An 11,610-nucleotide genomic window follows, 5' to 3' on the forward strand; every position below is an offset into this window, starting at 1 on the left:
GCTCGGGGCCGCCGGTCTGACGCCGGCACCAGATCCGGTTCCTTCGAAACGTGGCTCGAAGGGTTTCGCCATGACCGTGGGTGCCCAGTACGTGCGAAACGCCGGAAGGGTCGGGCGCCGCCCCCGACGCGGCGCTCCGACCCTTCCGTCGCGGGTGTAGCGCGTCCCCCGACGAGCCACACCTCCCACCCTCCGGCCACGGCCCCGATCCGCATCTCCGGAGGAGTCAGTTCACGTGACGGGGGATTTCGCCTCACTCGGCACGGTCACGGCCCCGACCGCTTCCGTCAACACCCCACCGTCACCAACACTGTACTCAGTGTCGTCACCCCCCACGAATGGCGTCCGTTGGGAGCGGAACATCTACGAGGTAGACGGACACGGGGTTCCCCGCGTTGCCTGCCCCCGCACAACTCGCTCGGCAGTGTTACCAAGCTGAAACACAACTCACAATCCCGTAGCCGGGAGTAATCCTCGACTCGTCCGCGTCGATCAACACCCACGAACAGAGCAAGCGATCGACACCGACAGTGATGACCTCCTGGTGGACCGCAGGCGAGGCCACCCCCGGGGACCGCCCGTGACGGCGCGACCACCACCAGTCTAGGCCGACGCGGTGACACAACACACGCGAAAAACGGATTGGTACCCCCGTACCACAGAGCGCAGACTGGGGCGCGTGTCGCACTCGGCCTCCCTCGCGGACTACCGCGCGGCCCTCACCACCCCCGCGGCCCGATGGCCGGTCATCACCTCGCTCGTCGGGCGGTTGCCGATCGCCATGATCGGCATGTCCATCCTGTTCTACGTCCGCGACCGGACCGGTTCCTTCGCCACCGCCGGGCTCGTGTCCGCCGCCACGCTGTTCGGTGTCGCGTTCGGCTCGGTGGTCCAGGGCCGGATCGTCGACCGGCTGGGCCCGACCCGGCCCCTGCTGACGATCAGCACCGTGTTCATCCTCCTCGTCTGCGGGCAGATCGCCCTGGTGGAGTCCTCGGCACCCGTACCGGCGCTGGTGGCGCTGGGCCTGTGCATCGGACTCTGCGAACCCCAGCTCGGGACGGCGTCCCGAGCCCTCTGGCGCAGGCTGCTGCCGCCCGGCCCCGCCCGCACGGCCGCGCTCTCCTACGAGGCCATCAGCGTCGAGGTGTTCTTCATCCTCGGTCCTGGCCTGGCCGGGGTCCTCGCGGCATCCCCCTGGCCCGGGACCGGCCTCGTCGTGGGAACGGTGGCCATGGTCGGTGGCAGCGCCGGGTTCGCGCTCACCCCCACCGTCCGCTCGTGGCGCCCGGAGCCCCGAGCGGAGCGCGCCACGCCCCGGCCGCCCGGCAGCGCGTCCCGGCTCACCCGCCTGCTCGGGGCCTTCGCGGTCCCGGGCATGCGGACGGTGGCGCTCGCCGTCCTCGGCTTCGGCGTCGTCATCGGGTTCGTCGAGGTGGCCGTGCCGGCCGCCGCCACCGAGGCCGGGCACCCCGCCGTCGGCGGACTCCTGCTGAGCCTCTGGTCGGTCAGCTCCGTGGTCTTCGGCCTGCTGTACGGGCTCCGTCCGTGGCCGCGTCCCCTCTACCTCCGCCTCCCGGTGCTGCTCGGCGGGTTCGCCCTGCTGACGACCCTGCTGGCCGTTCCCGTGACGTTGGTGGGGCTCGCCGGCGCGATGTTCGTCGTCGGCGCGCTGGTCACTCCGCAGTCGATGGCCCACTCGCTCGCGGTCGAGGCGGTCGCGCCGTCGGACAAGGCGGCGGAGGCGTTCGGCTGGGTGATCACCTCGGTGACGATCGGCATCGGGCTCGGGCAGTCGATCAGCGGCCAGCTGGTCGAGAACGTCGGGGTGCCCCAGGCCTTCCTCGCCGCGGCCGGTTGCGGGGCGGCGATCGCGGGGCTGGTGTTCCTGTTCCGGCGCACCGTCGCCGTCGCGGAGGAGGAACCGGAGGCCGTCGCGGGAACGCCCCGGCGCACCGCCGACTCCGACCCGGCCCACTCCTCCTCCTGAGCGTCACGCCGACCCTCGGGACTGTCGGAGGAGATCGCTAGCGTCCCCGGCATGACCGCCCCCCTGGGTCTCGACATCACCCTGCCCACCGCCGCGCTGGCGGCCCGCCTGGGCGAACTGGTCCGGCTCCTGCCCGGGAGGCTGACCGATCCGGTGCTCGGTGGAGTGGTCGTGGTGGCCACCCCGGCCGGGGTGCGGGTCGCCTCCTCCGACCACGAGCGCGGCTTCCAGGCCGATCTGGACGGCCTGGTGGGTTCCGAGGGCTCCGTGCTGGTCCCGGCACGCCCCCTCGCCGAGACGCTGCGCTCCCTGAGCGACCCGGAGGTCCGGCTGGTCGTCGAGGGCTCCCGACTCGCGGTCCGCGCGGGCCGGGCCCGGTTCGCCCTCCCCCTGATGGATCTCGCGGCGCACCCCGGGGTGGCGCCCGCTCCTCCGCACCGCCTGTCCGTGCCCTCGGCGGCGCTGCGCGGTCCGCTGGCGGTCGTGGCCGCAGCGGCCTCGCGCGACGACGCGCTCCCGGTCTTCACCGGCGTGCGGATCTCCACTGCGGGCGGTGTGCTGGCGCTGCTCGCCAGCGACCGCTTCCGGCTCGCGAAGGCGGAGATCCCCCTTCCGGCGGCGCGGCACGACGCGGCCGGCTTGGACGTCCTGGTCCCCGCCGCGCTCCTGGCGGAACTCGCCAGGCAACTCCCCCGGTCGGGCGAGGTCACCCTCCGAGCCGACGCCGACCGGTTCGCGCTGTCGTGGGAGGGCACCCTCGTCACCACGGCGGTGCTCGCCACCCCGTTCCCCAACTCCGACCGGCTGTTCCCGTCCGACGTCGACAGCGTGCTGCGGGTGGACGCGGACGCGTTGAGCGCCGCGGTGCGACGCGCGGCCACCTTCGGCGGCGGGCGCGGGCTCCTCACCCTCGTCGCGGAGGACGGTGGCGTCCGGGTCCTGGGCAGCGATCCGGCGGTCGGCGAGTCGGAGGAGACCGTGAAGGCGGACGTCACGGGCAACCGTTCCTCCCGCACCTACCAGGCTCGGCACCTGGTGGACGCGCTGCGCGGGTTCGTGGGCCGAGTCGTCGAACTGCGTGTCCCGGCCCACGAGCGGCGGGGAGCCGTGCTGACGGCGGAGCCTGACCGCGACGGCGTCAGGGTGACCCACCTCGTCGCCCCCACCCGGCCACCCGCTCCTCGGGACTGAGGGCGCGCCGGCGTCCCGGTCAGCCGTCCTCGGCCAGGTACCTGAGCTGTGCCCGGACGGACTGCTCGGCGGCGAACGACAGCGCGGGGTCCAGGTCGGGGTAGACGTGGGCCACGACCTCCGCCGGCGTGGCCGTCGCGCCCAGCTGGGTGAGGGCGGCACGCACCTGGTCCAGCCGACGTTCGCGGTGCTCGAGGTAGGCGCGGGCCGTCGCGGCGGCATCGGGCAGCTCCGCACCGTGTCCCGGCAGCAGGGGGGTTCCGGGGGGAAGCCCGGCGAGCCTGCGGAGGGTGGTGAGGTAGTCGCGCAAACTCCCCGTCAGCACCGTGGTCCCCCGTCCCAGCACCGTGTCGCCGGCGAGCACCACGGCCCCCTCCCCACCGTGGACGAGGAAGCACGCCGAGTCATCGGTGTGCCCGGGGGTGTGGAGCACCTCCAGCCGCAGTCCGGCCACGTCGAGCACCGCGCCGTCGACGAGCGGCTCCCCGGACGACCAGCGGGGGTCGATCGCGGCCGTGGGCGCCCCGACCAGTTCGGCGAACCGGGGCAGGCCGGCGCTGTGGTCGTGGTGGCCGTGGGTGAGCAGAACGAGGTCGACGGGGCTCTCCTCGCCGACCCGACGCAGGTGCTCCTCGTCGGCGGGTCCTGGGTCGACGACCACGCAGCTCCTCGCGCCAGGGGCCCGGAGCACCCACGTGTTGGTGCCCTCCAGGGTCATGGCCGAGGGGTTGTTCGCGAGCCACACGGAGGCCACGTCCGCCACCGCCCGCCGCCTCCCGTAGGCGGGGTGCCCGGCCCCGCTCGCGGCGTCACCGTCACGTCCGCTGATCACGACGGCTCCCCGTCCGTTCGCTCCTGCTGGGGCGTGACCGCCCGCCCCACCTCGTGGACGCCCGGTGCCCCCTCGGGCGGCCCCGGCACCACCACTCGCAGCCGGTCCCCCTCCCGCACGATGCGGGGGACCGTGCGGCCGATCGCACGGGGGGCCTGGCGCGCCGAGACCACGCTGTCCTGCTCGGCGAGTTCGGACAGCGTGACCCAGGTCGGGGGGAGCAGCGCACGACTGCCCTGGCGCCACTCCCGCAACGCGGTCGCCGGAGCCAGCCACCCCGCCTGGACCGCCTCCGAGGTCCTCCCGTCGGCTCGTTGTCCGGGAGGTAGCTCAGCGAGGAAGAACCGGGTGTCGTACCGCCGTGCCTCCAGTTCGGGCGTCACCCAGTTCGCCCAGGGGCTGAGCAGGTCGCTGCGCAGCACGAGCCGGTTGGCCGCGAGGAACTCCCCCAGGGCGAGGTCACCGCGTTCGAGGAGCGGCCGCGCCGAGGAGTAGCGGCCCGCGTCCGCGACGACATCGTGGTCGCTGGCTCCCGCGAGCAGCACGCCGGTCTCCTCGAAGGTCTCGCGGACCGCCGCGCTGACCAGAGCGGCGGCGAGGTCGGGCGCGCAGCCGAACCGCTCGGCCCACCACTCCGGCGCGGGGCCCGCCCAGTGGGCGCGGACGGTGTCGCCGTCGAGGTCCCTGCCGTCGACGGACCCACCGGGGAAGACCGTCATGCCCGGGGCGAAGGCCATGGTGGCGGCCCTGCGCAGCAGGAACGCCTCGACACCGCCCGACGGGTCGTCCCGCACGAGCACGACACTGGCCGAATCCCGAGGGGTGGCGGGTGGGCCGTCCGGGTCGGCGGAGAGCGAGCCGGCCAGCTCCGGCGGCAGGTCGAACGGTTCTGGCAGTGCGGGCACGTTGCCACCCTAGGCGCCCGGCCCCGGTCGGGGAACCACGCGAGAATGAGCTGGTGCGTCAGGACGAGGAGCTCGTGGAGCCGGAGGTGGACGGGCGTCGGGTCCGGGGATGCCTGGTACCGCTGTTGACCCTGGTGCTCGGTGTCGTCGCGGGGACGATCGGTACCGGGGTCCTCCTCCTGCTGCTGGCGGTGCCCCGCGGCGGGGACACGTCCGCCTCCGACACGGCCCCGCCCGAGGTCGCCGCCGCCACCGGGCGGACGTCCCTCGTGGTCGAACTGCGGGAGCGACCGCCGACCCTGTTCTCCGCGGAGGGGGCGGAGGTGGTGCTGGTGGACCAGCGCGACGGGGAGGACACCGCCCTGCGCGTCGTTCCGGTGCCGGTGAGCTCGGCGGCGGCCGGCCCCTGGCGGGTGGAGTGGCCCGGGGACTCGGTGCTGGTGGTCCTCGGCGATGGCGTGGAGATCCGGCTTCCCCTGATCTTGGAGTGATGATCCTTCCGACTGAACCGGGCCTCGGATCAGTCGGATCATGGTTGGCGGGCGGGGTGGAGCGGGAAAGATGGTGGCGTGCCTACTTCTCCAGCCCACGACGACGGACCACTGGACGCCGCGGCCCCGGCCCCCGTGGTGGAGGATCAACTGCGGGTCGGTCTGGTCGGCGCCGGCCGGTGGGCCAGGACGACGCACGCACCGGGGATCGACGACCATCCGGGGACTCGTCTCGTCGCGGTGTGGTCCCGGCGGTCCGAGGCCGCGGCCGAGCTGGCGGCGCCGTACTCCGCCGAGGTGATGTCCAGCCCCGAGGAACTCGTGGCCAGCGTCGACGTGGTCGCCTTCGCCGTTCCCCCCTCCGTCCAGGCGGAACTCGCGACCACGGCCGCTGCGGCGGGCAGGCACGTCATCCTGGAGAAACCTCTCGCGGCCGACCTGTCCTCCGCCTCCCGTCTCGCGGAGGAGGTCCGCCGACGCGAGGTGTGCTCCCTGGTGATGCTGACCCGCCGGTTCGCCCCGGAGACCCGCGAGTGGCTGGCCGGCCTCCAGGACGGCGGCGGGTGGGCCGGTGGCTCGGTCACCTGGCTCTCCGGCGCGCTCCTGGACGAGGGCAACGCCGGGTCCTCGTGGCGCCAGGAGGACGGCGGGCTGCTCGACGTGGGACCGCACGCCGTGGACCTCGTGGACGCCGCGCTCGGGCCGGTGGTGGAGGTCCTGGCCGCCCACCGGTCACCCGAGGACCTCTGGCAGCTCGTGTTCGCGCACGAGGGCGGCGCGACGAGCACGCTGTCGCTGTCGCTGCGCTTCCCCGCGAGGCCGACCGTCACCGACGTGTCGGTCTTCGGAGGTGGTGGCCTCCGGGCGTTGGGAGCCCCGGAGACCTCCCGGGCCGACTGCTACGCCTCGATGCTGGACGACTTCGTGGCGATGGTGCACAGCGGTGCCCGGGAGCACCCCTGCGACGTGGCTCGGGGACTGCACCTGCAACGCGTGCTCTCCGCCGCCACCTCGCTGGCCGGGACGCGGTCCGGGATGCGGCTCGGCACCTCGGACCGGTGACCGCCCCAGCCCGTCAGGCCGTCGGCGGGAAAGGCGGGTGCCCGTTGTTGTAGGACCGTGGTGGCCCCGAGGTGGGGGCACCGCCCGCGCTGGCGGGGAGGCGGCTGATGGGCCCGGTCTGTTCGACGTTGCTCGGCGCGGACACGGCACGCCGGGGCGCGGGGGTCCGCGCGGGCTCCGCCCTCGACTCGTCGGTCGTGGTGCCCACCTGATCCCGTTCGGCCAGTTCCTCGTGCAGCTGGCGGAGCAGGTTCCGTTCCCTGTCGTTCAGCTTGCTCTCGTCGCCCGGGGATCGCTCGGGTCCCCCCTGAGCGGACCGTTCGCCGGAGGGCGCCGTGGCCGCCGCGCGGGGCTGGCCGCTGATCGCGGGAGCCGCCGCCTGCCCGTGGTCGGGGGCCGGGTCGGCTTCGGGACGGACCGGGCCGACGTCCTCCGGCCGGGGAGCGGGCCGGCCTCCCCGCTCGGGGCGGCGCGCGGGCTGGTCCGTGGACGGCGCCTTCTCCTTCGCGGACGCGGAACCCTCCTGGTCGGCTGCGTCGTCGGCGGGTCGTCCGCTCCGGTTCCTGGACGACGTCCGCGTCGAGCCGTCCCGGGCCGGGCGGAGTACCCGGACGTTCTCGGCCAGCCTCGGAGCCGCCCGCTCCGGGCCCTCCGGCTCCCCTGGCACGTCCTCGTCGGACAACTCCGGAGTGGCCTCGGGGGCGGTGGGAGCCGGGTAACGACGTCCCCGGGGGGCGCGGGCCGGGCGCCGCTCGTCCGCGACCACCTCACCCACGGTCTCGGCGACCTGGTGGTCGGTGCCGGACGACGCGGCGTCCGCGCCACGTCGTGGGGGCCGGGACGCGGGAGGGGCTGCCTCCGGTCGCGGCGCGGCCTCCGCCACCCCCGGTTCGTCCTTCCGCCCCGGCGTCGCCGCCTCCTCGGCGTCCGGCCGCCGCCGACGACCAGCGTGCGCCTCGGCACCAGGGGCCTCCTCACCGGCCCCGGCGCGGGTGTCGGCTGCCTCCCGCTCCGCCGGGGCGCGCTCCGGCTCGGTTCGCGGGCCCGCGTCCCGCTCGGGGGGCCGCCCGTCGGGGGCCGCCGGCGCGTGGCCGTCCAGCTCGACGAGGACCCCGGCTTCCGAGGCGGCCCGCTGGTACTCGGGGACCGGGCTGCCCGGTAACAGGACCTCGACGGTCGCGGGCAGGTCGGCGGCGTCGAGGGCCCGTGCGATCTGGAAGGCGGTGGCGGGGGCGACCGCCGCGTCGGTGGATTCGACGACCACGACCCGCTGCGGCGTCCCCATCGGCGCGGTCCCCGCCGGTGTCACCCGCCAGGCGCATCGGAGGGAACTCACGGCGGACAGCCGACGACCGAGGCCGGCGACGGCCTGGCCGACGCCGCGTTCCGGCGCGTTGTCCTGGACGAACCGGTGGACGCCGACGTGTTCGTCCCCCAGTTCCCGCACCCTGTCCGCCAGTGCGGCGTCCGACCGCACCTCGACGAGCAGGTCCGCGAGTTCCACCCGGGTGGCCGGGGGAAGTGCGACGTCGCCGGCGACCAGGGCGCCGACGACCAGTTCCACCGCCTGGTCCGGTTCGGCGAGCGCCAGGAACTCCCTGGCGTCGGTCAGGGACTCGTCGTCGATCCTCCCCGCGAGCCCCAACAGCAGGTCGTGCAGTCGAGTCGGGACGCGACGGTTCTGGTCGTCGCTGTTCCGCGTGGCCTCCGCCATGCCGTTCTCTCCTTCCGACCCGCCGCCGGCGGACGGGCGTCAAGCAAGCTCAGACGTGGGCTAACTGCCCGTGGTGCAGCCCGGTGACCACCGGTTCGGAGCCGACCCAGGCGGCCCGGTGGTAGGCGGTCAGGGTCATCGACGGAGGGACGACCTCGACACGCGGTTCGCGTTCGCCGAGTGCCCGCAAGACGCGCTGCAACTCGGCGGTCAGACTGATCCGTTCGGACTCGGCGCTCACGAGGAGCACCCGCCCGGGGCGGCCACCGGTGGCGGGTGCCCGCCAGGTGAACCGGACCTCGCGGATGCCGGCGCGGCCGCGGAGCATCGCCCCGAGCACCACCGGGGTCGAGTCCGCCCCGTGGGGGACCTCCACGGGCACGTCGCTGACGGCCGCCGGGGAGACCCCGAAGACGTGCACGGGTTCCGGCTCCTCGGGGAGGGCCGGGATGGCGGCCACGAGCACCGGGTCGGCACCGGCTGGCAGGAAACCCTCGGTGAGGAGCTCGTGCTCGTGGTCGGTCAGTCCCAGCCTGCCGTGTGCCAGCGCGCGGGGCAGCATCCTGGCGAGTACCGCGTCGGCGTCACCGGCCAGCCAGTCGCGGAACCGCCAGAGCTGCCGGTCGGGCAGTCGCCCGGCCAGCCTGAGCAGCAGTTCGTGGCGGAGATCCCGCATGTCGCGCCCCATCGTGCAACCCCGTTCAGTCGACCTCGACGATGATCTCGACCTCGACCGGAGCACCCAGCGGCAGCTCGGACACCCCGACCGCCGACCTCGCGTGCTGGCCGGCCTCGCCGAAGATCTCGCCGAACAGCTCCGAGGCCCCGTTGATCACGGCGGGCTGGCCGGTGAACCCGTCCGCGGAGGCGACGAAACCGACGACCTTGACGATGCGGACCACCGAGTCCAGTCCGACGAGGGCGTCCACCGCCGCGAGTGCGTTGAGGGCGCAGGTTCTGGCGTGCTGCTTGGCTTCCTCCGGGCTGACGTCGCCCCCGACCTTGCCGGTGGCGGCGAGCGCCCCGTCGACCATCGGCACCTGGCCGGAGGTGTAGACGAGGGAGCCGGTGCGGGTCGCTGGCACGTAGGCGGCCACCGGCGCGGCGACCGCCGGCAGCGTCACCCCGATCTCTCGGATTCGTTGGGTCCAGGAAGGCCTCATGTCCTCGCTCATCTCCCCGCGCTCAGCCCTTGGGACGCTTGAGGTAGGCGACCAGCTGCTCACCGGTCGGTCCGGGCAGCACGGTGACCAGCTCCCAACCGTCCTCGCCCCACTGGTCGAGGATCTGCTTGGTCGCGTGGATCAACAGCGGCACCGTGGCGTACTCCCACTTGGTCATGTGTCGGAGGGTAGTCGTAACGGAAGTGCCACCGTCCGCGTCCCACGGATGGGGTCTCGCTGACCACCGTTCGGCGGGATCGAGCAATGGCATCGAGTCGGTAATGTGGCTGGGTGGAGATCTGGCGGATGGCGGCCACCGCCCTACTGGTGCTGTTCGGCGGGATTCTGGTGCTGGTGGTGATGGCACAGGCCAGGGACCGCAAGGGACGGTCACGCGGGGACGTCGCCCGCAACGGCGCCATCGCGTCGGCGGTGCTGGTGGTGGCGGTCCTCGGCGTGGCCTTGTGGCTCCCCTCGACCGTGGCCTGGGGCCTGGTCGCGGCCGCCGGGATCGCGGTGGCCGTGCTGACGATGGTGGACTGACACCGTAGCCAGGACCCCGGCACCAGGACGGGAGGGCCGGGGGCACTGCACGGGAGCCGGACCGTGTGGTGGCGTTTAGGCTGGCCGTGTGAGGGCCTCAAGCTCCGGGTGGACCGAGCAGCTCGCGCGGGTCCGGCTGCACGTGGTCACGGGTAAGGGTGGCACCGGGAAGTCGACGGTCGCCGCCTCGGTAGCGCTCGCGCTGGCCAGCGGGGGGCGTCGGGTCCTGCTCGTGGAGGTCGAGGGGCGGCAGGGGATCGCGCAGCTCTTCGACACCGCGCCGCTCCCGTACTCCGAGGAACGGCTCGCCCTCGCGCCGGGCGGCGGTGAGGTCCGGGCGCTGGCCGTGGACGCCGAGGCCGCGTTGTTGGAGTACCTGGACATGTTCTACAACCTCGGGTTCGCGGGCCGGACGTTGCGCAGGATGGGGGCGATCGAATTCGCCACCACCCTCGCTCCCGGTCTGCGGGACGTGCTGCTGACCGGGAAGGTCAAGGAGTGCGTGGGGCGCACCGACGGGCGGGGACGGCATGTCTACGACGCGGTCGTGCTGGACGCGCCGCCCACGGGCCGCATCGTGCGGTTCCTCGACGTCACCCGGGCGATGGTCGATCTCGCGAAGGTCGGCCCGATCCGCGCCCAGAGCGAGGGGGTCGTGCGGCTCCTGCACTCCGGCGACACCGCCGTGCACCTGGTGACCACGTTGGAGGAGTTGCCGGCCCAGGAGGCCGTCGAGGCCGTCGCGGAACTGGATGCCGCTGAGCTGCGTCCCGGAGCCGTGGTGGTGAACCGGGTCAGCCCGAACCGGCTGCCGACCCGGTCGGTGGCCGCGGCCGCGGACGGCCGGGTCGACGAGGGCCGTGTCCGGGCCGGGCTGGAGTCGGCGGGTCTCGCCCTCAGCGACGACCAGCTGGACGGCCTCGTCGGTGAGACGGTCGAGCACGCCCTGCGGGTGCGGTCCGAACAGGAGGCGTGGCGCCACCTCCGGCAGCTGGACCTACCGCTGCTGGAACTACCGGAACTGACCGAGGGCGTCGACCTCGCCTCGCTGTACGAGCTCGCCGAGACGATGCGTGACCAGGGTCTGCGATGACGACATCGGGACCCGCCGCCGGAAGCCGACGTCGACCGTCCGCGCTCGACGTCGACGGGCTGTTGGCGAACCCGGAGACCGAGATCGTGGTCTGCTGCGGTTCGGGTGGTGTCGGCAAGACGACGACGGCGGCCGCGCTCGGGTTGAGGGCCGCGAGGCTGGGCAGGAGGACGGTCGTGCTGACGATCGATCCGGCCCGCCGCCTGGCGCAGGCGCTGGGTCTCCGCGAACTGGGCAACGAGCCGCGTCGGGTCGAGTTCACCGAGGACGGGCCCGCCGGCGAGCTGCACGCGATGATGCTCGACATGCGTCGGACCTTCGACGACATGGTGTTGGCCCACGCGGGGGACGAGCGTGCCGAGCAGATCCTGGCCAACCCCTTCTACCAGACCATCTCCTCGTCCTTCTCCGGGACGCAGGAGTACATGGCGATGGAGAAGCTCGGGCAGTTGGCGGCGGAGGGCGACTGGGACCTGATCGTGGTGGACACGCCGCCGAGCAGGTCCGCGCTGGATTTCCTCGACGCGCCGCAGCGGTTGTCCACCGTCCTCGACGGTACGTTGATCCGGCTGCTCGCCGGCCCGGCCAGGGCGGGCGGGCGGGGAATCCGGCGGGTCGTCGGTGCC

At 73.8% G+C, this 11,610-nt stretch carries 13 protein-coding genes; 7 read left to right on the forward strand and 6 right to left on the reverse strand.

All coding sequences use genetic code 11. The features are described from left to right. Window positions 1-679 precede the first annotated feature (679 nt). On the forward strand, window positions 680-1,990 hold the full coding sequence (locus tag ACTIDRAF_RS26450) for an MFS transporter (protein WP_016696643.1): 1,311 nt from the start codon (window positions 680-682) through the stop codon (window positions 1,988-1,990). 51 nt (window positions 1,991-2,041) lie between these two features. After that, window positions 2,042-3,181 carry a DNA polymerase III subunit beta gene (gene dnaN / locus ACTIDRAF_RS0200010; protein WP_016696644.1) on the forward strand — a complete coding sequence of 380 codons (1,140 nt, stop codon included), beginning with the start codon at window positions 2,042-2,044 and terminating at the stop codon, window positions 3,179-3,181. A 19-nt stretch (window positions 3,182-3,200) separates the two neighbouring features. On the opposite strand, the gene ACTIDRAF_RS0200015 is transcribed toward dnaN, so the two are convergent. Next, window positions 3,201-4,013, reverse strand: a complete 813-nt coding sequence (locus ACTIDRAF_RS0200015) for an MBL fold metallo-hydrolase (RefSeq protein WP_016696645.1) — start codon at window positions 4,011-4,013, stop codon at window positions 3,201-3,203. After that, window positions 4,010-4,918 carry an NUDIX hydrolase gene (locus tag ACTIDRAF_RS0200020; protein ID WP_016696646.1) on the reverse strand — a complete coding sequence of 303 codons (909 nt, stop codon included), beginning with the start codon at window positions 4,916-4,918 and terminating at the stop codon, window positions 4,010-4,012. Before ACTIDRAF_RS0200020 ends, ACTIDRAF_RS0200015 begins: the two co-directional genes overlap by 4 nt. A 53-nt stretch (window positions 4,919-4,971) precedes the next feature. Here ACTIDRAF_RS0200020 and ACTIDRAF_RS0200025 point away from each other — a divergent pair, with 53 nt between their 5' ends. After that, window positions 4,972-5,409, forward strand: a complete 438-nt coding sequence (locus tag ACTIDRAF_RS0200025) for a hypothetical protein (RefSeq protein WP_016696647.1) — start codon at window positions 4,972-4,974, stop codon at window positions 5,407-5,409. Between the two features lie 135 nt (window positions 5,410-5,544). After that, complete coding sequence (locus tag ACTIDRAF_RS0200030) at window positions 5,545-6,471, forward strand: Gfo/Idh/MocA family protein (RefSeq protein WP_016696648.1); 927 nt, start codon at window positions 5,545-5,547, stop codon at window positions 6,469-6,471. A gap of 13 nt (window positions 6,472-6,484) precedes the next feature. On the opposite strand, the gene ACTIDRAF_RS31650 is transcribed toward ACTIDRAF_RS0200030, so the two are convergent. Genes ACTIDRAF_RS31650 through sp36 form a run of 4 tightly spaced genes read right to left on the reverse strand, consistent with a single transcriptional unit; the run spans window position 6,485 to window position 9,526 of the window. Next, entirely contained in the window at window positions 6,485-8,185 is a 1,701-nt protein-coding gene (locus ACTIDRAF_RS31650) for a hypothetical protein (RefSeq protein WP_016696649.1), read from the reverse strand. Window positions 8,186-8,234: 49 nt separating this feature from the next. Further along, window positions 8,235-8,873 (reverse strand): hypothetical protein, encoded by a 639-nt coding sequence (locus ACTIDRAF_RS0200040; RefSeq protein WP_016696650.1) that lies wholly within the window; start codon window positions 8,871-8,873, stop codon window positions 8,235-8,237. Window positions 8,874-8,886: 13 nt separating this feature from the next. After that, window positions 8,887-9,360 carry a RidA family protein gene (locus ACTIDRAF_RS0200045; protein WP_245533389.1) on the reverse strand — a complete coding sequence of 158 codons (474 nt, stop codon included), beginning with the start codon at window positions 9,358-9,360 and terminating at the stop codon, window positions 8,887-8,889. Window positions 9,361-9,370: 10 nt separating this feature from the next. Then, the gene (gene sp36, locus ACTIDRAF_RS33325) at window positions 9,371-9,526 is read right to left on the reverse strand and encodes a Sp36 family protein (RefSeq protein ID WP_016696652.1); all 156 of its coding nucleotides are present in this window, start codon (window positions 9,524-9,526) and stop codon (window positions 9,371-9,373) included. Window positions 9,527-9,639: 113 nt separating this feature from the next. Between sp36 and ACTIDRAF_RS0200055 the strand changes: the two genes are divergently transcribed. From ACTIDRAF_RS0200055 to ACTIDRAF_RS0200065, 3 genes are all read left to right on the forward strand, one after another. Continuing rightward, window positions 9,640-9,891: a hypothetical protein gene (locus ACTIDRAF_RS0200055; RefSeq protein ID WP_016696653.1), complete on the forward strand. Its 252-nt coding sequence runs from the start codon at window positions 9,640-9,642 to the stop codon at window positions 9,889-9,891. Window positions 9,892-9,979: 88 nt separating this feature from the next. Continuing rightward, window positions 9,980-10,984, forward strand: a complete 1,005-nt coding sequence (bagA, locus tag ACTIDRAF_RS0200060) for an ATPase BagA (RefSeq protein WP_016696654.1) — start codon at window positions 9,980-9,982, stop codon at window positions 10,982-10,984. Next, a partial coding sequence (locus tag ACTIDRAF_RS0200065; protein ID WP_016696655.1) for an ArsA family ATPase occupies window positions 10,981-11,610 on the forward strand: 630 nt, incomplete at its 3' end. The genes bagA and ACTIDRAF_RS0200065, both read left to right, overlap by 4 nt.

Origin of the sequence: Actinoalloteichus spitiensis RMV-1378 (genome assembly GCF_000239155.1) — a bacterium.
Lineage (GTDB): Bacteria > Actinomycetota > Actinomycetes > Mycobacteriales > Pseudonocardiaceae > Actinoalloteichus_B > Actinoalloteichus_B spitiensis.

Bases quoted from the DNA above. Each gene is read 5' to 3' on its own strand.
- ACTIDRAF_RS31650 (WP_016696649.1), bottom strand. From the start codon at position 8,185: ATGGCGGAGGCCACGCGGAACAGCGACGACCAGAACCGTCGCGTCCCG.
- sp36 (WP_016696652.1), bottom strand. From the start codon at position 9,526: ATGACCAAGTGGGAGTACGCCACGGTGCCGCTGTTGATCCACGCGACC.
- ACTIDRAF_RS0200045 (WP_245533389.1), bottom strand. From the start codon at position 9,360: ATGAGCGAGGACATGAGGCCTTCCTGGACCCAACGAATCCGAGAGATC.
- dnaN (WP_016696644.1), top strand. From the start codon at position 2,042: ATGACCGCCCCCCTGGGTCTCGACATCACCCTGCCCACCGCCGCGCTG.
- ACTIDRAF_RS0200040 (WP_016696650.1), bottom strand. From the start codon at position 8,873: ATGGGGCGCGACATGCGGGATCTCCGCCACGAACTGCTGCTCAGGCTG.